This window comes from Winogradskyella sp. A2, assembly GCF_046762865.1.
Taxonomy (GTDB): Bacteria; Bacteroidota; Bacteroidia; order Flavobacteriales; family Flavobacteriaceae; genus Winogradskyella.
In genome coordinates this window covers 235063-258209 of record NZ_JBKQXM010000005.1, presented here as the reverse complement: position 1 = coordinate 258209, position 23147 = coordinate 235063, and the positions used below count along the sequence as shown (strand labels likewise).

Here is a 23147-nt window from a genome sequence, read left to right as displayed (position 1 = left end):
GTGAGGTGGTTTTTGACTTATTTGTGAAAATTCAATTTATTCTGAATCTTCTTCTACTGAGACAAGATTATCATCTGGTATACGATCTATCATTTTGTTATAAGGATCAACACCTGCCCTTACAGGTAATTTATCCGTGATAAATGTATATTTAGTCTGCCCTGGTTTTACCCATAAACGCTCCAGAATTAATGGTGCCTTAGTTGTAATTCCTTGATCATTAATTGTATCATTATCAAAAATTCCTATTTCTAATAAATTAGGATTGTCACCTTCACCTAATAATTTGCCATTTCCATCAAAATAATTTTTAGAACTCTGTATGTCTAATGTCACTTCATATTTATCATCAGCTATTTTCTTATATGAAGCTTCATTCACTTTATTAGAGTACAAAGTTATTTTTTCAAAACTATCTTCTAAATAGTATTTTAAGGAATCTGGTGTAACTGATTTCATATAATCGTACCATTCAGTTGTTGTAGTAAAAGGTGCTTTTGGTCTAAATTTAGCAGCTTCCGTATAAGCCTTAAATCCTCGGTTAAGATTATCCTCACCGATTAAATCCTGAAGCGCATATAGAATTAAACCACCCTTACGATACCAAACATAAGCTTGATTATCGTTATCTAAAAGCGTTTTTTCAAATTTACTTTCATTAGCTCTACTTCTTAAATAGCGATCTAATTCTTCCTTTAGAAAACGTTGCATTGCATCTACGCCATATTCTTTTTTCATAACCATCAGCGAAGAATATTCTGCCATAGATTCTGAAATTTGATTTGCACCTCTAGTTGCAGAAGGTGTTATTTGGTGTCCCCACCATTGGTGGGCAACCTCATGTGCTGTAACGGTATAAACGTAGTCTAAATCATTAGGATCACTAAAATCTCCAACCCAACCAAAACTTTCTGCAAATGGCACTGTATTAGGAAAAGATTGTGCAAATGTTGAATACCTCGGGAATTCTAAAATTCGCATTTGGCGATATTGGTAAGGACCATAATTTTCAGAGAAATAATCAATAGAATGTTTAACCCCTTTAACAAAACGATCGAGATTATAGGTATGTGAAGGATGATGGAAAATTTCAATATTAACCTTGTCTCCATTTTTACCTGTCCAAACATCTTTATGTACAGCATATTCAGCTGAGGAAATATTATAGAAGAAATCGAGTTCGCCTTCCATTTTATATTGGTAATATTTGCGTCCATTTTCTTCCCATTCCTTTTGCAAATACCCTGGCATCACAGCAATTTGGCCTGGTGCAGTACTAACAATTCCTTCAAATGTTACATAATCAGCATCATCATTAAATAACAAATTACTTGTGCCCCAAGGATCGGTTTGTACAGGTAACTGATAGTCCTTTATTGGTAACTCATATTTTTTACGGTCTTGATCACTTGTAAGTTCACCTTGTGAGCTATATCCAAATGATGGAAAGAAATTATTATTTAAAAAGGTACCATTATATACTATTGTTGAACCTGATCCTTCATTAGGAAAGCCCTTGTAATTGGCCTCAACATTTAAAGTTAAGGAAATAGTATCACCAGGTTGTAAAGGTGGGTTAAAAGCATAAATTTCATATCCATAATCCTCATACTTTTTTCCTAGTTTTGGTTCTTTACCATTGAGATTAAATAATTTGACTTTCTTTTTGAGTAAGCCTTCTGGCCCCCAATTTAGATGCAGTGAATCAATAACTTCGTCAGATTTATTTACCATTATATAATCTGCTTTAATGGTTGCAGAACGCTCTTCAGGAACTAAATCTGCATTCACTTTAACATCAATTACTTTTGGTTGCGCAATTTTATCATATTTGCTTAATTGCTTTTCATAATCAGCAGACCCTACTGTCCCAGCTTCAACGGTCTGATAGTTATTTATTGATTTGGTATTGTAATTAATAAATGCTCCGGTTCCGACAAAAATTACAAGCAGAATCGCTATTGTCGAAATGGTTCTAATATTCAATCGTTCTTTGGCTAAAGTCCATCGTGCCTTGCGTCCAGAGTCAGTACCTCGTTTCCAGAATAAATAGCCTATAACTGCAAGTACACCACCACAGGCTAACCAATAGGTTCTGAACCAGAATAAGGATTCACCAAAGTGTCCAAAACCATTCATATCTGATACTGTATAACCTGGTGCATAACCATACAGATAGAGATTGTTGTTTACATCAGCTAAACTGTTTAGTCCAAATAGCAGAACCCAAATTGCAATAGCAATTACATGACCCATAAATTTTTTGGTCACCAATGAGTGAACAAAGAAAGCTAGCATTATAAAAATGATGTATTTCGGAAATTCTATAAGGTATAAATCCGTGAAATACTTATCGAATTCAAAATTAAAATAGCCTTTAGTTATTTGATTTAACAAACCACTAACTAATATCATATTTACTAATATAAAGCTCACCATTACAAGCGCTAAAAACTTAGATCCATAAACAATACGATTTGGTATTGGAAGTGAACCAAATATTTGATCGTAATTAACACTACGTTCCCTATGAAGTACTTCTCCGGTCATAAACACTATGAGTATAAATATCAATATGATATACGTAAAATCTTTCACCTCTAACATATAATAGGTAAGAGGCAAGGATGGCGTTCCATAAATAGGGAATCCAAACCATGCATCAAAGAATAAGAATAATACCGCAGCTATTAGAATGGCTCTAAAGAAGTTATCTTTTATGATGTTTTTAAACTCCATAAAGGCCAATCTAAAAAGTAGTTTTAGATTCAATCCTTTTGTAAAAACCTTAGAAACACTTGGTATTTGTGTAAGTGCAGCAACTGTGCTTTTTTGATCAGGACTTTCATCTTTCTTTTTAATGTTATAATTCTTGTTTAGGAATTTTATAAAATCAAACCTAAATAAAGTATAAAGAAAGGCCAATAATCCCAACCCAACCCAAATAAGTCTATTCCATACGAGCACGCCACTAAATGGAACTGTTAAGGTGTTCTGTTCCTCAGGCGTCCAATATCTTATTATGTTATTATATGGTCCGAGTCCAAATGGATCTAGTAGACTTACTAAATTTTTGTTTTCAATATCTTGAGTTAAAGTAAGTGTAATGAGATACGTAATAAATAAAATAGCACCACCAGCATAAGCAAGCATCACTTTTTTAGTTAAGCTTACAAGTGCAAAAAATATACAGCCTGCAAAGAAAAAATTGGTCCAATAAAGAACTAAAGTAGGCTGTAAATAATGCCAAAAATTAAAATCGGTAAATCTATCAGGTTCTACGTAACCCGCAAAAGGACCAATGGCAAAACCAATAATTAATCCTAAGTGCAAACCTAAACTTACCAAGAAAAGTACAAACATTGAGCCTGCAAATCTGCCAAGTAAATATCCTTTCTCAGTGACAGGATATGAAAAATAATAATTCTCTGTTTTGTGTTCAATATCTCTATACACAGGTACTCCCATAATAGCACTAGATAGCATTATTCCAAATATGCTTATGGTTGTAAGCATGGTTGCTATGGCAACAGGAGAATTAACAAATACTTTTTCTGAAGCTGGTCCATTACCACCAATAGAAACAATAAGTCCAAATAATAAAAGAATACCAAAATACGCCCAAGTGGCTGGTCTTTTAAATCTATATTTAATTTCGAAAAGAAAGATTTCTTTAAACATAATTGAATGATTTTGAGTTAATTAATAATCAATTATGCAGAAACCGTCTCCATTCGAGAGGTGATTTCAGCAAAATATACATCTTCTAAATCCGCGGCACTAGCTTCAAATGTAGCATCTGGCTGATTATCGCTTAATACATGGATTATGGTTTGTCCAGCTTTTAAATGCGTAGAGATCACTTGCATTTCATCTTTGTAGTTTTCTAATTCTACTTTTGGAATGGTTTTTTTCCAAATACGACCTTTAACACCATCAGTTAAGTCATTAGGATTTCCTTTGGCAACAACTTCTCCTAAACATATTATTGCCATATTGTTGCATAGATTTGAGATATCATCTACGATATGCGTTGAAAGTATAACAATTGTATTTTCGCCAATTTCACTTAATAGGTTATGAAATCTAACACGCTCTGCTGGGTCTAAACCTGCTGTTGGTTCATCTACAATGATAAGTCTTGGATCACCAATTAATGCCTGAGCAATTCCAAAACGTTGTTTCATACCGCCAGAATAGGTGCCTAGACTCTTATTTCTTACATGCCAAAGATTGGTTTTAGTTAATAAAGATTCCACTAGATCTTTGCGTTCACCGTTGTTTGAAACACCCTTTAATGAAGCAATGTGATTAAGCATATTATAAGAACTGATTTTTGGGTAAACCCCAAACTCCTGTGGTAGGTAACCAAGAATTTTACGAACTTTTGATTTTTCATTTAAAATATCAATATCATCTAATATTGCAGAACCGGAATCTGCCTGCTGTAACGTGGCTAGGGTTCTCATTAAAGATGATTTCCCAGCACCATTTGGTCCTAGAAGCCCAAACATTCCTTGAGGTATGTCTAGAGAAACATTTTTTAAAGCTTGAACACCATTAGAATAGGTCTTGCTTAAATTCTTGATTTTTAATTCCATGATTTAGTATTGATTTTTTTGTTTGGTATTCTTTAAAGGTAATAAAAAATTGAAATGTTTTGATAGATAGTTAGTCTAAGGGAATAAAGTGTCCATGTAGTTAATTATCAACATTGTAAATTAATTTATTGTAGACTCAATTCTTATAGTAATTTACAAGCATATTTAATTAGATAAGTAGTTAACCTAAACCAAATATTGTCTCATTATTTTTTTGTCACTTATATTAATACCAGCGTTTTTTCTTTTTCTTAGAGGCAGTACTTTTACGTCCTTTTTTATACTTACTTCCTTTTTTTTTGTGGACTACTGGCTTTGCTTTTGGATCTAAAGGATAAGGGTGTTCGGTTTCAATTGGTATTTGAACATTAATATATTGCTCAATAGTTTTTATATAGCTTTTTTCATCAGCAGAACACATGGCATAAGCTTTTCCTATATTACCAGCTCTACCAGTTCTTCCTATTCTATGAACATAGGTTTCGGCTTGATTAGGCATATCAAAATTAAAGACGTTATCGAGTGCATTGATATCAATACCACGTGCTGCAACGTCTGTAGCAATAAGAATTTTTACATAGCCGTTTTTAAATTTATTAAGGGCTGTTTGTCTATCGCTTTGGTTTTTATCTCCATGAATACTGTCAACCTCATAGCCATTATTAATCAGTGTTTGCTCTAATTTATTCACACCAAATTTGGTGCGTCTAAAAATGAGAACATTGCCTTTTATAGTGTTTCTAAGTAAGTGTAAACATAGCTCAATTTTATTGCGTTTAGGTACATAATACAACACCTGACTCACATCTTTTGCAATAGAGTGCGTCGGAGTAACATCTACACGTTCAGGCTCTTTTAGAATACTATTAGCTAATTGTTCAATTTTATAAGGGATAGTAGCAGAAAACAGAAGTGTCTGTTTATTTTCTGGACACAGGTGATTTATTTTTTTTACATCATCAATAAAACCCATTGCTAGCATTAAATCTGCTTCATCTAAGACTAAAGTCTCAATAAAATCTAAATTGATATAATCTTGTTTGTGTAAATCGAGTAGGCGACCAGGAGTAGCAACTAGTATATCAATACCCTTCTTTAAAACGTCAATCTGTGGCTCAATAGATGTACCGCCAAAAATTACTAAAGATCTTATATTAGAATATTTGGCATAATCTTTAAAATCCTGCTGAATCTGAACCGCTAACTCACGTGTAGGACTAACAACTAAAGCTCTAATTTTTTTACCGCGTTTAGGTACATCTTGTTTATCAAATAACTTTTGGAGAATTGGTAAAGCAAATGCTGCTGTTTTGCCAGTACCTGTTTGTGCTGAAACAATGACATCTTTTTGATCTAAAATTAATGGAATAGACTTTTGCTGTACTAAAGTAGGTTCAGTATAACCTGAAGTTTCAACGGCTTTAAGTAATGGCTTTATAAGTTTTAAATCTTTAAATGACATCTAAATGAATTTGAAATAAAGGTAGAATAATAATTTACCAACGCTGAGATATCCAGGCTTTTTGTTCTTGTTCGGACAAAAATGTCCAAGCTATAAACCGACTAATTTTTTGTCCTTGTCCCATTGTAATTGTTTTTACCTCCTTTGCTTTTACTTTCTCTAAAATCTTATAAGTTGGTTTTAAGGTTGTTTCTTTTGAAATTAAACTTGTAAACCAGAAACATTGTTCACTAAAATGTCGACTTTCATAAATCATGTCCTTTACAAAGCGTACTTCACCACCTTTTGTCCATAGTTCGTTTTGTTGTCCTCCAAAATTGAGAACTGCTTTACTCGGTCGTCTTCCCTTAAGGTTTTTTATTTTCTTAAGACTTGCTTTTTGAGCATCCTCTAAAGAACCATGAAACGGAGGATTACACATAGTGAAATCAATTTTTTCTTCAGGTTTTAAGATACCTTTAAAAAACGCATTGGATTGCTCTTGACGTCTAATCTCAATACTCGATTTTAGTTTTGAGTTGCCCTGTTCAATAGCTTTTGCTGATGCAATTGCAGTTTCATTGGTATCACTTCCAATAAATGACCAACCATATTCATAATTGCCAATAATGGGATAAATACAACTAGCACCAACACCAATATCTAAGCCCTTAATATGATTGCCTTTAGGAATTTCAGATCCATTTCCTTTAAGTAAATCCGCAATATTGTGAATGTAATCTGCACGTCCAGGAATTGGTGGGCATAAATAGTGTTCTGGTATCTCCCAAAACTCAACACCATAGTGATGTTTTAATAGCGCCTTATTTAAAGCCAATACAGCTTTAGGGTTAAAAAAGTCTATAGACTCATCGCCATATTTATTTGGTGCAACAAAAGTTGCAAGTTCAGGTGCACTTTTTATTAGTGCATCAAAATTATAACGTTGTCTATGTTGGCTTCTAGGATGAAGTTGTGACTTAACTTTTGGATGTTCTTTTTTCTTTTGCAAATTTATAAGTTATTGGCGTGGTAAAGGTAGTTTAAACATATAGGATTAAGCTTCTGTTTCCCAGCAATAATATTTAGATAGTTACCAATGATGTTTTAATAACTGTTTTGTCATAAAAAACGGATACTCTTTGCGCGTTAGATTATAGTTGAGACCAAATTGATTTGATATGAACGACATTGATTAACTCTTAGATTTTAGAAAAAACTTCAAACGTTTTTTTAACCTTTTTGGTAGAGCGTCATTATCTATAATTAAGCTTAAATGCTCTTTACTTTTATTTTTAATAAAAAGTAATTCAAATAAATGAAAAATACTTATTGTGTCTTTTTTTTGCTCAATTAATTCAAAACTATCACCAGTTTTAACTTCACCTCGCTCTAGAACTCTAACATATGTGCCAGAATAGCCATAATCTATGAATTGTTGTAAAACGGCATCAGTTCCAAATTTATGAGCAAACTTAAAACATGGTTCTCTTGGTATGGTAATTTGCACCAAAGCTTTTCCAAGTTTATAAATGTCACCAATATTTAACTGTTTTTCATCCAAACCTTCTACAGTCAAGTTTTCGCCCAACATTCCATATGTCCAATCTAAATTTGGGTACATACTTCTCCAATAGGGATAATGATTGGCCGAAAATAAATAGCAGGCTTTATACTCACCTCCATGAACACGTCTATCAGATACTTCATCGCCTCTAACGTTTTCTTTATCTAAAAAGATTGGTGCGTCGGTAGGTTTTTTATAAATACCAGTTGTGACTTTTTTACCTTTCCAAACAATTGTTGTGGGTTGTGCTATATTGGTGGATATGACTTTCATGTACAACAAATCCTAGAATATTTACGATTTATGTTCTTTCCATACTAAAAGCATATCTTTTTCTTTTATAAGCATAGTTTCTAAATTTGCATTGAATTTAGTTTTACGATCAGGATCTACTTTATCAGAATTCCACCAGTTATAGGTGTCCAATATCGTTGTTTGCAAAGGTCTAAATGTTAATCCTGCTTCAATAGATTTAGTATTATTTGTTTTGGCAGAACCAAAATGTGCTTTATCAGCCATAATCCAAGGTATGGAATAATAGACTCCATTTTCTTTTAAAAAATTATAATCATCAATTTGTACAAAGCTATGCTTAACATTAAACGTTTTTGATGCCTCTTTAATAAATTGAGGCATTGTTTGTTTTTCTTTTGGTCCGGCCCCATTAAAGATACCGGCAGTTTTGGTTTCAGCTAATCTTATAAACCAATTTGCCATATCTCTAACATCTATATATTGCACAAGGTCTTCTATTTTACCTGGAATAGCAATTTCTCCACCTTCCGCTAGTCTCATTGGCCAGTGTATAAATCGATCTGTTCTATCTCCTGGTCCCAACATATATGTTGGCCTAATTACAACTGTTCTGTCTTCGCCAAATGCCTTAATGGCTTCTAGCTCAGAATTGGCTTTCATAACACCGTATTCCATTTCGTATTTCTCATCTTCAGTAAGTCCTTCTGGCATTTCTAAAATTAACTTAGTGTCTGTCTTAATATTATCAGTTAGATAAGGGTAGTACACACCGGTTGAAGAAGTATACATGTACATACCAACGTTATCCTTTAGTAGATTGGCAGTGGCTTTTGTCCATTCAACTTTTCGTCCAGAATTATCAATGACAACGTCCCATTTTCTATTTTCTAGGGCCTTAAGATTTTCTTCTCTATCACCAATAAGTTGCTCAACATCCTTAAATAATTCCGTATGTATTTTTGGAATAGTTTTACCTCTTGTGAAGGTAGATACAGAATGCCCTCTTGATAAAGCATACGCAATTTGATGAGGTCCTAGAAAACTTGTACCACCAAGTATTAGAATTTTAAGTTTTTTATTAGTAGAGGTTGTAACTTCTTTTTTAGAACCGGAGTTGCAATTTAAAAGTATGCTGCCCATTAATGGTATGCCAATTCCGGCAATAGCACTTTTTTTAATGAATGTTCTTCTTGAGTTTGATTTAGACATTTTTAATTAGCTTATTTCTTTAAAGGTATAAAAAAAGCACAAGTAAAACACTTGTGCTTTTTCAGCTATTAATTCTCAGAGAATTACTTGAGTTAGTCTATTTAGTTAAGCAAAATTAGAGTAAATCTTTAAATTATAAATTGACTTATGTTAATAAATTATATATTGGTTAATTCTCTACGAATCCTGCTTAAACTCTCTGTAGTAATACCAAGGTAGGATGCAATATGGTAATTTTTCACGCTCTTTTCTATATTCGGATAATTTTGAATAAAACTTAGATAACGCTCCTTTGCGTTTTGAGACAAATTGCGAAGTATTCTACTCTGAAAAGCAGCAAAAGCTCTTTCAAGCTTAACCCTAAAGAAATGTTCAATTTTTGGGATTGCTGAATATAAATACTCTTTGTCCTTTTCATTTATACTATACAGAATTGCATTTTGAATAACTTCAATGGTCATTATTGATTTAGTACCAGTAAAAAATGCGGTGTAATTACTTATCCACCAATCTTTAATTCTAAACTGAACAGTATGTTCTTTGCCTTGAGCATCAACATGAAATGCTCGCAAACAGCCATCTAATATATAGTAATGTTCAGTTACGTAATCACCAGGTTTTAGCAGTATACTTCCTTTTTTTACTTCGATTTTATGAAAAACTGACGTGATAATCTCTATCTCACTAGAGGTGAAAATAAGGTCTTTAAAAATTTCCTTTATTTTAGAATTATCGGAACGCATTTTAGTTCAAATTATGCCCTATTTATAATATATAAAATGTTTTAAATGAGCAAATTACAATTGTTAATTAACGATTTTAAGTATAAAGCAGTGTTTTAAACTTAAGATGATTTTTTAATTCAGTCAAGGTCATGTTCTAAATGTAATTAGTAGATTCTTCAGATATTCAGACAAAACTAAACCGTTTATGCTAATCGATGCTAAGGCTAGTGGAGAGCTATTTATTAATGAAACTGGATTATTGATTTTTTAAATTGATATTTTTAGTAATATCTAGACAATAAAATGTGAAAAACATAAACCAGCAAACTATTCCTAGAAATTTAAAACCATCCTCAAAAAGAATTCTGAATTTTTCATGTTCAAATAGAAGGTCTATAATCACTGAACTTCCAAAAGATATGAAAGTGATAATTAGAAAATATCTGAATTGAGCCGATAAAAGAATACGATAATATGCTAAGAATAGAATGCCAAATAGAATGACATATATTCCATACATTACAATTTCCTCAATTCCAATTGATTTTAAAATATGCTCATGAAACATAAATAAGTCATCAAAAAGTAAGACTAGCGTTAAAAGTCCACTATAAAGCAAGAATGAGGTCTTTTTATTCTCAACTTTTCCAATAACCAAAAAAAAGGTAAATAAAAGAATTGATCCTGTGGTACACCATAATAAAATCCCAAGATTTGAAATAACACCGGTTAATGGATTGGCATCAAAAGTTGAAAGTGGATCACCTGTAAATAACTTCAATCTTATATTATAACTTTCTGAAATGTAGTATATAAACCAGAATAGAAAGAGAGTTAATCCTATTACGATTATTGAAAATATTTTTTTTGAGAAGCTTTGAATAAATCGATTAATTAATTTCATTAATAACTGTCAAATTAAATTAAACTGAGTCATGCTATATAATTAATGATTAGGAGATTAGAGCGTAAATCTAAGAATATTTTTTAATTATTGAACTCTTCAAAGTAATTAATAGATTGAAAGCATTTTTATTCGTTTATAAGCAGAAAAAACCACCTTTGGAAAAAGGTGGTTTAATAGGCATTCCGTAATAATTTAGCTCCAAATTATTTAATCATATCATAACTGCGTTTAATGAAGTTTGTTAATTCTTCACCTTTTAGTAGGCCTTGTGATAAACGTGCTAAATCTAAACTTTGGTTTATTAAGCGTTCTTGCTTTTTACGTGTTTTGGTATTGAGTATTTCATTTACCAAATCGTGATTAGTATTCACTACCAAGTTGTACATCTCTGGCATATTACCCATACCAAACATGCCACCTCCACCTGTTTGTTGCATCTCTTTCATGCGACGCATAAACTCTGGTTGTGTTATAATGAATGGTGATGCACTACTATCCATAGCTTCCAATTGTACCATGAATTTTTCTGATGGAACAACTTCTTTTAATAACTCATCTAACTTTGTCTTTTCATCTTCACTTAACTTAGAAATTGTTGTATCATCTTTCTTAATTAAGTTATCAATGTGGTCTGCATCTACTCGTGCAAATGAGATATTTTCTTTAGACGTCTCAAGCTTTTGCATTAAATGACTAACTATTGGAGAGTCTAGTAACAACACCTCATAGTCCTTGTCTTTTGCAGCCTCAATGTACGCATGTTGCTCATCTTTATTTGAAGCATAAAGAATTACCATTTTATCATCCTTATCAGTCTGCTTTGCTTTTATAGCATTTGTCAATTCTTCAAAAGTGTAAAATTTACCATCTACTGATGGGTATAATGCAAAGGCATCTGCCTTTTCAAAGAATTTTTCTTCAGATAGCATACCATATTCGATAACAATTTTGATGTCATCCCATTTTTTCTCGAAATCTTCACGATTATTATTGAATAATGATTTTAATTTATCTGCTACTTTTCTAGTGATGTAAGATGAAATTTTCTTCACATTTCCATCTGCCTGCAAGTAACTACGAGATACATTCAAAGGAATATCTGGAGAATCAATTACACCACGCAACATGGTTAAAAACTCAGGAACTATACCTTCTACATTATCTGTTACAAAAACCTGGTTTTGATATAATTGAATTCTATCTTTTTGAATGTTTAGGTCGTTTGTCATTTTTGGGAAATACAAGATTCCCGTAAGGTTAAATGGATAATCAACATTTAAATGAATGTTGAATAATGGTTCCTCAAACTGCATTGGATATAACTCTCTATAGAAGCTCTTATAATCGTCTTCCTTTAAGTCTGCAGGTTGTTTTGTCCAAGCTGGATTAGGGTTGTTGATGATATTGTCTACAGTGATTTGCTTGTGAGGCTCAGTTGTTTCTTTACCCTCTTTATCTTTTGTGGTTTTTGGGGTAAAATCTGGATCGTTAATTTCCTTAGTTCCAAATTTGATAGGAATAGGCATAAACTTATTATACTTAACCAATAATTCTCTTATTCTTGCTTCTTCAAGAAACTCTTGCTCGTCTTCTGAAATATGAAGAATAATTTCTGTGCCTCTATCATTTTTATCTGCTTCTTCTAAAGTAAATTCAGGTGAGCCATCACATGTCCAATGTGCCGCAGGAGCATCAGTATGAGATTTTGTTATAATCTCTACTTTATCCGCCACCATAAATGAAGAGTAGAACCCTAAACCGAAGTGCCCAATAATCCCAGCATCTTTACCTGCATCTTTGTATTTGTCTAGAAATTCTTCTGCACCTGAAAATGCAATCTGGTTGATGTATTTCTCTACTTCATCTGCTGTCATACCAATACCTCGGTCTATGATATGAAGCTTTTTACCTTCCTTATCGATTTTAATTTCAATCTTAGGTTCACCATACTCAGATTTAGATTCGCCAATACTGGTAAGATGTTTTAATTTAAGTGTTGCATCTGTCGCATTACTAATTAACTCACGTAAAAATATTTCGTGATCACTGTACAAGAATTTTTTAATTAACGGGAAAATGTTTTCTACCGATACATTAATATTTCCTTTTGCCATGATATGTTGTTTTTTTATTCCTGTTATGAACAGGTTTTATATTTATTAATTATTTCGATAAACTGTTATTCAAATAAAGTACCAAGACGCAAACTGTGACAAGATGACATAAAAAAAGCCACTCTAGTTAGAGTGGCCTTTTGCGAAGTGTATGAAACTTAATTTTTTATAGTTTCTTTATTTTCAATTTTTTCTTCTATTTCCTTCTTATTCTTAACATGTTTATCTAACCACTGATCTTGTTCCCAAAGCATATGCATTATAGATTCTTTTGCTCTGTAACCGTGACTTTCTTTAGGTAACATTACTAATCTTACAGGAGCACCTAATCCCTTTAAGGCATTAAAATAGCGTTCACTTTGTAATGGATATGTCCCAGAATTGTTATCTGCCACACCATGAATCAGTAGGAGAGGAGTCTTCATTTTATCTGCGTGCATAAATGGTGACATGTTGTAATATATTTCTGGTGCTTCCCAATAACTACGTTCTTCACTTTGAAACCCAAAAGGTGTCAATGTTCTATTATAAGCACCGCTTCTTGCAATACCTGCAGCAAAAAGATTTGAATGTGATAATAAATTAGCTGTCATAAATGCTCCATAACTATGTCCACCAACGGCAACTTTATCCCTGTCTATAAAGCCTAAATTGTCAACAGCATCAATGGCTGCTTTGCCATTTGCCACTAATTGTGTTCTGAATGAATCATTTGGTTCTTCATCACCTTCGCCAACTATTGGAAATGCAGCATCGTCTAATACAACATAGCCTTTTGTGACCCAATAAATTGGTGAGCCCCAATATGGATAAACAAATTCGTTCGGGTTTGCTGTACTTTGAGATGCACTAGCTTTATCTTTATATTCACGAGGGTAAGCCCATAAAATCATTGGATATTTTTCATCTTCTTTATAATCTAATGGTAGATAAAGTGTACCCTCCAAGTCTAGGCCATCATCTCTCTTATAGCTAATGACACGTTTGTTTACACTTTCTAAACTTTTAAACGGATTTTCAAATGCCGTTATAGCTGTAAGATCATTTTTTCTATTAATATTTCTTATATAATAATTTGGATATTCTGTTTTTGACTCAATACGAACAAGAATTTTACCTTTCTTCATATCTAATGCACTGTTCAGACTTTCTAATTTGTCTGTATACTCAGATTGGTATAGTCGTTTTGTTTTACCAGTTTTTATATTGTATTCATCAATGAATGGAAACTGACCATCTTTTGAATAACCATCTCCCATGAGGTAAAGTTTCTCACCGTTCATATTTAGGGTATATCGTCCAAATTCATTTTTGGAACTCACAAAATTACCGGGATCACTATACACATCTTGATAATTTCTATCCGAAATAACTTTGGCTTCTGCAGTAGAAGGACTAAACATATATGTTTTTGTATTTCGGGTATTCCACCAATAATCATATGCTATTGCTGTATTGTCACTTCCCCAAGAAATACCTGAAAAACGTTGCTTTGTTTTTAGAATCAATTTTGGAGTGCCATTGAAAGGTGCATTTTGTTCATAAACAGCATCTCTATAGTCTACTTCCACAGCTGGATCTCCATTATCTAGTGCTTCTGCCCATACCAAGGTTGAAGGTTTGTCTCCTCGCCATGTCATATTGCGTTTACCAAGTCTAGTAGACATAAACCCTTTAGGTCTTACTTCATCTAATGGTACTTCATTCACTTCGGTAACTTTGTTTCCGTTTATACTATACATTATGCTTTCACTAGGAAATCTTCCATAAGTAACTAGGTAAGAAAATGGTCTTTTAATTTTTGTAATCATTATATAGTTACCATCAGGTGAAAAGCTAATACCTCGGTACATGTCTGCTCCTAGGAAATCTTCTACATTACCATTAACAGACACTTTTTTAATTTCAGAACGTGCGAGTTGTTCAAAATTAAACTCATCATTAGGTGTTTTTAATAAATCTTGGTAAGTTCTGTTTTGTGCCTTGGCACCATCGCTAACCGAAACAGTCGGTCCTGTTGGCACGGCAACTGCGGTGTTTATTAAAGGTTGTCTGTCGTTAGGTAACATTTTAACCAAAAGATTTTGGTTGTCTTTAAACCAATTTAGAGTGCTTCCCATATTGGCATTAACTTTGGCATCTGTTAGTTTTGAGACCTTAGCGTTGCCAATATCTAATACCCAAACTTCAACCCCTGTTGACGTTGTATTTAAGCAAGCGATCATACTTTCATCTGGTGACCATCTAAAACCTGAAAGTCTTGCATTTTCGGGTAAGCCAGAAACTTGTTTAGCGTCTTTATCTTTTACACCTTTTACTTTAATATTGGTATAATAATTAGTTCTACTTCCAATATTGGTAACAGGATTTATTCTTAGACCTGCTAATCTTAATTCGGTCTCTGATAATTCTGCTATTGATTTATACTGATTGCGGAAGAGTAAAACCATCTGCTCACCTTTACTGTCAATTTGAACTCCTGGAGCCAATTCTACATCAGCAAGTTCTAGGATCTCTTCAGATGGTTGTTGATAGGTTAAATTTTGTTGGGCATAACCGTTTAAAAGAATAAAAAAAGCGAAGATTCTTAGTATTTGTTTCATTGTTTTTTGATTATGGATTAGTGGCATGAATTTACTGAAAAATATATCTGTAATACGTGACTAGCATGTTAAAATTAGGTCAAAATTTAAATGCTTTAAATTTATTATGCATGCATAACGAATAGATTTAAGATTAGGCTCAAATGGGTTAAATTTGTTGTTCTAACTATAGATAACAACTAATGTACAATTCAAGAATAACAGGTTTAGGAAAGTATCTTCCGGATAATGTGGTGACAAACAATGATCTTAAAGAATGGATGGATACTAGTGATGAGTGGATACAAGAACGAACAGGAATAAAAGAAAGACGTTGGATAAAAGAAGGTACTGAAGATACATCTGCTGTAATGGGAGCAAAAGCTGCAAGAATAGCAATTGAACGTGCTGGTTTAACCAAAGATGATATAGATTTTATTGTGTTTGCGACGTTAAGTCCGGATTATTATTTCCCAGGTTGTGGCGTTCAGATTCAAGATATGTTAGATATGCCTACCGTAGGTGCCTTAGATGTGCGAAATCAATGTTCTGGATTTATTTATGCTATTTCTGTAGCCGACCAATTTATAAAAACTGGAATGTATAAAAATGTTTTAGTTATAGGAGCAGAATATCATAGTAACGGATTAGATAAAAGTACCAGAGGTCGTGGTGTAACTGTTATTTTTGGAGATGGAGCAGGAGCAGCGGTTTTAAGCAGAGAAGAAGATACAACAAAAGGGATACTATCAACCCATTTACATAGTGAAGGTAAATATGCGGATAAGCTTATTGTAGCTTCACCAAGCATTGCACATTGGGTACCAGAAATTATAGAAGCTGGAGAAGAAGATTTATCATACTTTCCTTATATGGATGGCACCTTTGTATTTAAAAATGCTGTTGTACGTTTTAGTGAAGTCATTATGGAGGGCTTAGATAAAAATGGTTTACAGCGCGAAGATATAGACATGTTAATTCCGCATCAAGCCAATTTAAGAATTGCTCAATTTATTCAAAAGAAGTTTAGTTTGCGTGATGATCAGGTTTATAACAACATAATGAAATACGGAAATACAACTGCAGCATCCGTAGTTATTGCTTTAACCGAAGCCTGGGAAGAAGGAAAAATAAAAGATGGAGATAATGTGGTTTTAGCCGCATTTGGTAGTGGCTTTACTTGGGGAAGTGCTATTATAAAGTGGTAAATTAATGTAAATGACAAAAAAAAGCCCAGATAATTTGTCTGGGCTTTTTCAGCTATTAACCAACTTTAACTAACACTACATTATAAAACATAAATTTTATAATTGTTATTACTTAAAACTTATCTCCAATAATATAGACGTAAACGATTCGGTTTTATTTCAAACTTTAACATATTTAAGCGAATTTTAACAAAAACCCGAAACAAGTTGTTCCGGGTTTTCTTATTTAATAGCCATACACTAACACTAACCATCAACTATTTATGTAAACTATTAAATATATTTTGTCTTACATACATTAAAGTCTAGTAAAAGTCAATAATGTGACACTTTATGTTACAGGAATCCTCCTCCTGATTTTTCGTCGTTATCTCTTCGCTTACGAGATTTTGCTCTGTATTTACCGCCACCAAAACGATAAGACAAACCTGCAAAAATGGTTTTGAATTCTGGAACAAAACTTACTTCTTGTCTAAATGGTCGTTCACTAGTAATGTTTATCTCTTGAGTATCAAAAACATTATTAAAGTTTAAACTAAAAGTTGCTCTATTTTCTTCAAGGAAATTGTATCGTAAACCAAGATTTACAAAGTACATTGGTTCCATTTCAAAATTTAAACCAGTATCCTTTCCTCTGTACATTGCAAACGCAGATAATGATAATTTTTTGGTCACTTTAAAATTGTTGAACATTCTAAAGTTGTAAATAAGGTTGTCAACTTCTACTTCATTAAACTCTATGTCACTTTCTGTGGGATTAGGTATAGTTGGATCAAGTGTTTCTGCAAAGCCGCGTTGAGTACGGCCATATAAATCGAAACTAGCATTGAAACTCCACCATTTTGTTGGTCTGTAATTGCTTGATACCTCAAATCCAAATGCAGATGTATTGTCAAAGTTGTCAATTCTTAAAATTACACGCCCTGAACCTAATGTAGAACGGTCAACAAATAAACCTTGATTAATTTCATCTTCAATAAGCCTGTAAAAAACACCTGCTGTGAGACTCCCTTTTTCAAAGTTTCTTGAATAGTTTACCTCTAATGAGTTAGTAAATTGTGGCTCTAATTCAGGATTTCCAAATTGTGAAATTAAAGGTGTATTAAATTCTGGAATAGGATTAACTTGCCCTACACCAGGTCTATCTACACGTCTGCTAAAGCTAAATTGATAAGAATTTTTTTCTGAAGCTTCATAGGTAACGAAAGCAGATGGATATACTTGTACATAATCGTTTTCAAATGGAAAATCTGTTGTTGTATCTGTGGTCAAATCCGTATCAATGGCTAAGGCATCAACATTAACTGTTTCTGCTCTTAATCCTAATTGATATGACCATTTATCTTTTTGAAAATTATAACTCGCATAGGCAGAATAGATATTTCGTTCGTAGTCAAAATTAGTTGATGTTGGTATGTAATTACCCATTTCATTGATTACACGACCATCAGAAGAATAATCAATTGTATTCTCAAATAACCTTGCTTGTAAACCGACTTCTAATTTAGAAGTTTCAGATAAGGGATTCACATAATCTAAATTAATTTCGGTTCTAACTCTATCTGTATTTGTAAATTCGTCGAAGTTTGGTCTACTACCCAAGCCACTAAAATTATTATCAGTGAAAATGTCATTTTCAAAAATATTATGATCAATTTCAAGCTCAATATTATGGCCTTTATCATCAAAATCTAATTTGTAATTGGCATTGTATTGCTGACTGTTATTCTCATTGTTATTATCAAAAATCTGTAATTGATTTTCATTGGTCATATCACCAAATAGTAATTCTGTTTCACCTATAGCTCCACCATCAAAAATGTTTTGATTTGTAAAAAAAGAAACAGTATTCTTATCGTTTATATAATAGTCAACCCCTACTTTAAATAGATGTGAATTTCTTTCGTCTGTTATGTCAAAAAGCTGAGTAAGATCAGAATCGGTTTGGGTTAAAACACCTGTATTGATGTTATCTGAAAAGTTATTCCCATAGCTTCCGTAAAAGTTTAATTTACCATTTCTATAGTTCATGTCTAAAGAACTATTAAACTTAGGGGCCAGCTGATATCCAAGTCCTAAATGTACATTTCCATTAAATCCCACATTTACATTTTTATGTAATATGATATTAATGATGCCACTCATACCATCAGGATTGTATTTAGCTGATGGATTTGTGATTAACTCTATTTGTTTAATAGAAGTTGAAGGTATTTGCCTTAGTAGTTGAGCTGTAGGAATATTTGATAATTTTCCGTCTACCATTACCTGTACATTTTGATTGCCACGTAAAGCAATAGCACCAGTTTGTTGGTCTACATTAACAGAAGGAATATTATTCATAATGTCTGATGCTGTTGGTCCAGATGTGGTAAGATCTTTGCCAACATTTACAACCTTGCGGTCTATTTTTTGTTGTATAGTAGAGGTTTCTGCAATTACTGTAACCTCTTCAAGATTTTCGGCATCTTCACTTAAAAAGATGTCTCCAACATTAATTTTAAAGCCGTTTTTACCAATGTTCACCTCTTTTTTAATGGATTTATAGCCAATAAACTTGATCTCAATTTTTATAAGACCTGCAGGAATTTTATCGACTTTAAAAGTACCATCGGCTTGGGTAATGCTTCCCGTAATAATTTTATCGTTAAGATCTTTTATAATAACATTGACATAAGGGAGTGGTTCGTTGAGGTCGGCGTCTATAACACGACCTGAGATTGAACCGCTTTTAATATCTGAATTAGAATTGGGTTGGGCGCTTAAAATGGCTGATGAGACCATTAAAAGCATTAAGAAGAAATGCTTCATTTTTTGATTGTTTTTTGATTGATTTGATAGTTTCTTAGTGTTAAGACGACTATTTTTACACCGTGTTACCACATTTAACACTACTTAACAACTTTTTAACATATGAAAGAAACCACTTTAGTGTTGGGCGCCTCAATAAAACCAGAACGTTATTCTAATATTGCAATCAACAGATTAAGAGATAAGGGCTACCAGGTTAAGGCCTTTGGTTTAAAACGAGGAAGTGTTGGTGATGTAACAATTGATACAGAGTTGATATCTTACAAAGACATAGATACAGTTACATTATATCTAAACCCGAATCGTCAAAAATCTTACTATGATTATATAATTAGCCTAAATCCTAAACGAGTAATATTTAATCCTGGTACAGAAAACCCTGAATTCTATAAGTTGTTAGAGGAAAACGCTATTGAAACTGAAGTTGCTTGTACTCTCGTATTACTTACTACAAACCAATACTAAATATCTATTCTGAATATGTGTATAATTTCAATTTGGCATTGTTAGATAAGACAAAAATGATGTCTTTATCCTTCATCTTTACAGTTTCAATCTGCTTTATTTGATCATTAAATGGAGCCATACCCAATTTTGAAACTGGTTCATAATTAGACTCGTTATCTAATAATAACCCTTTTAAAGAGGAGTAGGAGCCATGATAAGTATTGACTTTGTAGGAGTTTCCACCAACTAATAATTTAGTCTTATTACCTGCTTCTATTTCTGAAAATGATGTAATAGGTGCAAGTTGCAAAGCATCTTCAAAATGAACAAATTCAGAATATTTTCCGTTGTCATTTCTTAAGTAACCCGAAGCAAGTGTATGCGCTTCAGATTTTTCAGCCTTATTAATGCTACCTTTTTTAATTACCTCCTCAATGGTTTTACCTGCAACACTTTTGTGATCTAGATAAATTTTATTAATAATATTCATTTGACTGGCCATTTCATCTTTTGAATTCAATGGGTAATATTTACCATCTCTATTATAGGCTATTAAGGTTTCATTAATTCCATTTTTATCAAAGTCTGAATAGTACATGAGTAATGGGCCATCAAAATAAAGATTGAACTTTGTGTTTAGTCCCCAATTACCAAGTAGAATATCTTCGTCATCATCACCATCAATATCATATGTACTGATAGTTTGCCACAAGCCATTTATATTTTCAGGTATGTCCTGCAATTCTAAACTTCCATTATTATTAATATAAATTTTAGGTGTATCCCATTCTGATGATACTAATAGGTCCTTTAAATTATCATCATTAATATCTGTCCATTTCGCAGATGTTACCTTGGTAACATCTAAGGATTCACTTTTTGTAAAATTACCTTTGCCGTCATTTTTCAATAGGTAAGAATTCACCTTTTTTCCATAATCGTTCGGAACAGAATGATTACCAATAAATAGATCTGTGTCTCCATCATTATCGTAATCATAAGCTTCTACAGCAGATGAGATATTGGTATTTGATGGAATACGGTCTGATGCATTAATAAAATTACCATCGTCATTTATGTAAAGCCTATCCTTAACTAAGTTTTCAACCTTAAACTGGGTAAGACCGGAAGCTACGTAAAGATCTAGATCTCCATCATTATCTGCGTCAAAGAATGAAGCATCGTTGTCTTCAAAACCTATGTCGTTTTCAAATGCTTTTTGTTTTGATAGATTAAATCCAGAACCAGAATTGAGGTATAATTCACTGACTTTACCAGAAGCACTTCCGATATATACATCTTCAAATCCGTTTCCATCTATATCACCTTTGGCAAACGCAGGGCCAAAAGTAGAAACTTTATATGGTATTAACTTTTCCTCCAAAAAATCAGTGTAATTATCTTCAGAATGCTCGTATGAAATACTATTACTATCTTTAAAATATGAACTTTTGTTTTTTGAGTTATCATAAACATAGTTGCTATTCACGGCAGTATATTCAACTGATATAGCTTTATTTATTTCAGGAGACTTAAAAGTTTGGTATTCATTGTTAGGCCAAATAATTTCTATTGAATCTACTTTCTGAGCATTACCCAATCCAAAATGAAGTTTACTCTCAAGAGAAGATAAAAACCCTCTAGATTTAAACAATTGTTTCATTTGGCTCTTACCATTTGAATGTACTATCGCTTTTGTGCCAACACCTTCTTTATTGGCTCCTTTATAAATTACATCTAAAGAGATGAAATTACTACTGCTGTCCGTTGTATTTCTGTATATACTTGCTACCGAATTGAAGTTATTTGTAACAATATCTAAGTCGCCATCTAAGTCTAGATCAACATATATGGCACCATTAGAAAGACTCGGTTTATTTTCTATCCAATTCCCCGTTTGGCTTGTGAGTTTAACAGAATTACCCTCAAATATTTCATTAGTAACCTCACCTGAAGTCATTTCACCAATAGAGTTAAATAACCATTGGAGTCCTTCAATTTCTGATCGCCCTTTGAAAGCATTAGAGACATACTTTTTAAAATCTAAACCATTAGGACGTCTCAGAATTCCATTAGAAACAAACAAGTCTTGATGACCATCATTATTGAAATCTGCAAAAAGCGGTGCCCAGCTCCAATCTGTGTCGGCAACCTTGTTAAATAAGGCGGTTTCATGAAAATATTTACCGTCATTATTGATTTGAAGCATGTTGCGCGAGTATTGATCTTTGTATCCCAAATTTTCTAAATGCTCTTGCATATTAAACATGGCATCGTCACCTTCAGTTTCCTTTAAAATACGTTCGTCTTTTGGTAACATATCCAAAGTCATTAAATCTTGAAAACCATCACCATTAATATCTGCAGCATCACTACCCATAGAAAATCTACTAATCGTTGTAAAAGATTCATCAAGGCTTTCGGTAAATGTACCATCATGGTTGTTGAGGTAATAATAATCGTCCTCATGAAAATCATTACAAACATATATGTCATCCCAACCATCATTATTAAAATCTGCTACTGTAGCGCTTAACCCATAACCATTAACACCACCATAAATGTTAGCATAGTCACTAACATCTTTAAACTTTCCATTGTCATTGTTAAGCAGAACGTCACCTACAAGTGGTTCACGTTTATTCCTTAGATCAGCATTGCCATGCGAAAGTGTGGTGTGAACGGCATGGTTTACTATGTAAACATCTAGATCATCATCTTTGTCATAATCAAAAAAGTAAGCTTGTGTTGAATATCCTTCAAAATCAAGTCCGTATTCTTTGGCCTTTTCGGTAAAGGTGCCATCACCATTATTTATGAAAAGTTCATTATGACCTTTAAAATCTAATAAACCAGAAACTGCACATACGTAAATATCTAATAATCCGTCATTATTAATATCTATCATTGTAACTCCAGTTTGCCAATTAGAATTACCATTTATATTTGCTTTTTCTGAAGCATCTTCAAATTTAAAATTACCCTTGTTTAGATATAATTTATTGTCTCCCATGTTAGAAACAAAAAACAAATCTGAGAGTCCGTCATTATTAATATCACCAGCAGCTACACCACTTCCGTTGTAATAATAAATGTAGTTAATAATACTATGACCAGGGTCTTCAGTTACTAGGTTTGAGAAATCAACACCTGATGTCTCTGGTTCAACTTCCGTGAGCAGATAAGACGAAGTTTCAGAGGTTTTTCCTTCTTCTTCAGAACAAGAGAAAATCAAAACAAATACTAATAATAGAATAGAAAATTTTTTCATCGGAATTGT

The 23147-nt window shown here is 32.7% G+C and carries 14 protein-coding genes; 2 read left to right on the top strand and 12 right to left on the bottom strand.

Translation table 11 applies throughout. The features are described from left to right. Positions 1-36: 36 nt before the first annotated feature. The 10 genes from ACFWV9_RS11805 to ACFWV9_RS11760 form a co-directional block, all read right to left on the bottom strand. The gene (locus tag ACFWV9_RS11805; RefSeq protein WP_411895424.1) at positions 37-3681 is read right to left on the bottom strand and encodes an ABC transporter permease/M1 family aminopeptidase; all 3645 of its coding nucleotides are present in this window, start codon (positions 3679-3681) and stop codon (positions 37-39) included. A 32-nt stretch (positions 3682-3713) separates the two neighbouring features. Further along, entirely contained in the window at positions 3714-4601 is an 888-nt protein-coding gene (locus ACFWV9_RS11800; RefSeq protein WP_411895423.1) for an ABC transporter ATP-binding protein, read from the bottom strand. A gap of 226 nt (positions 4602-4827) precedes the next feature. Further along, a complete protein-coding gene (locus ACFWV9_RS11795; protein ID WP_411895422.1) occupies positions 4828-6063 on the bottom strand; it encodes a DEAD/DEAH box helicase in 1236 nt (411 codons plus the stop codon). 34 nt (positions 6064-6097) lie between these two features. Beyond that, positions 6098-7054 carry a 23S rRNA (adenine(1618)-N(6))-methyltransferase RlmF gene (gene rlmF / locus ACFWV9_RS11790; RefSeq protein ID WP_411895421.1) on the bottom strand — a complete coding sequence of 319 codons (957 nt, stop codon included), beginning with the start codon at positions 7052-7054 and terminating at the stop codon, positions 6098-6100. 183 nt (positions 7055-7237) lie between these two features. Then, positions 7238-7882 carry an MOSC domain-containing protein gene (locus ACFWV9_RS11785; protein WP_411895420.1) on the bottom strand — a complete coding sequence of 215 codons (645 nt, stop codon included), beginning with the start codon at positions 7880-7882 and terminating at the stop codon, positions 7238-7240. A gap of 21 nt (positions 7883-7903) precedes the next feature. After that, positions 7904-9073: an NAD-dependent epimerase/dehydratase family protein gene (locus ACFWV9_RS11780; RefSeq protein WP_411895419.1), complete on the bottom strand. Its 1170-nt coding sequence runs from the start codon at positions 9071-9073 to the stop codon at positions 7904-7906. A gap of 158 nt (positions 9074-9231) precedes the next feature. After that, positions 9232-9816 carry a Crp/Fnr family transcriptional regulator gene (locus ACFWV9_RS11775; RefSeq protein WP_411895418.1) on the bottom strand — a complete coding sequence of 195 codons (585 nt, stop codon included), beginning with the start codon at positions 9814-9816 and terminating at the stop codon, positions 9232-9234. Between the two features lie 238 nt (positions 9817-10054). Further along, positions 10055-10579: a hypothetical protein gene (locus tag ACFWV9_RS11770; protein ID WP_411895417.1), complete on the bottom strand. Its 525-nt coding sequence runs from the start codon at positions 10577-10579 to the stop codon at positions 10055-10057. 329 nt (positions 10580-10908) lie between these two features. Further along, the gene (htpG, locus tag ACFWV9_RS11765; RefSeq protein WP_411895416.1) at positions 10909-12819 is read right to left on the bottom strand and encodes a molecular chaperone HtpG; all 1911 of its coding nucleotides are present in this window, start codon (positions 12817-12819) and stop codon (positions 10909-10911) included. A 158-nt stretch (positions 12820-12977) separates the two neighbouring features. Continuing rightward, positions 12978-15422, bottom strand: coding sequence for an alpha/beta hydrolase family protein (locus ACFWV9_RS11760; RefSeq protein WP_411895415.1), 2445 nt, complete (start codon positions 15420-15422; stop codon positions 12978-12980). 182 nt (positions 15423-15604) lie between these two features. Between ACFWV9_RS11760 and ACFWV9_RS11755 the strand changes: the two genes are divergently transcribed. Further along, a complete protein-coding gene (locus ACFWV9_RS11755) occupies positions 15605-16609 on the top strand; it encodes a 3-oxoacyl-ACP synthase III family protein (protein WP_411895414.1) in 1005 nt (334 codons plus the stop codon). A 336-nt stretch (positions 16610-16945) separates the two neighbouring features. Here ACFWV9_RS11755 and ACFWV9_RS11750 read toward each other — a convergent pair whose 3' ends face one another. Then, positions 16946-19420 carry a TonB-dependent receptor domain-containing protein gene (locus tag ACFWV9_RS11750; protein ID WP_411895413.1) on the bottom strand — a complete coding sequence of 825 codons (2475 nt, stop codon included), beginning with the start codon at positions 19418-19420 and terminating at the stop codon, positions 16946-16948. A gap of 102 nt (positions 19421-19522) precedes the next feature. On the opposite strand from ACFWV9_RS11750, the gene ACFWV9_RS11745 reads away from it, so the two are divergent. Further along, entirely contained in the window at positions 19523-19885 is a 363-nt protein-coding gene (locus ACFWV9_RS11745; RefSeq protein ID WP_411895412.1) for a CoA-binding protein, read from the top strand. 4 nt (positions 19886-19889) lie between these two features. Here ACFWV9_RS11745 and ACFWV9_RS11740 read toward each other — a convergent pair whose 3' ends face one another. Then, positions 19890-23138, bottom strand: coding sequence for a VCBS repeat-containing protein (locus ACFWV9_RS11740; protein WP_411895411.1), 3249 nt, complete (start codon positions 23136-23138; stop codon positions 19890-19892). Positions 23139-23147: the final 9 nt, after the last annotated feature.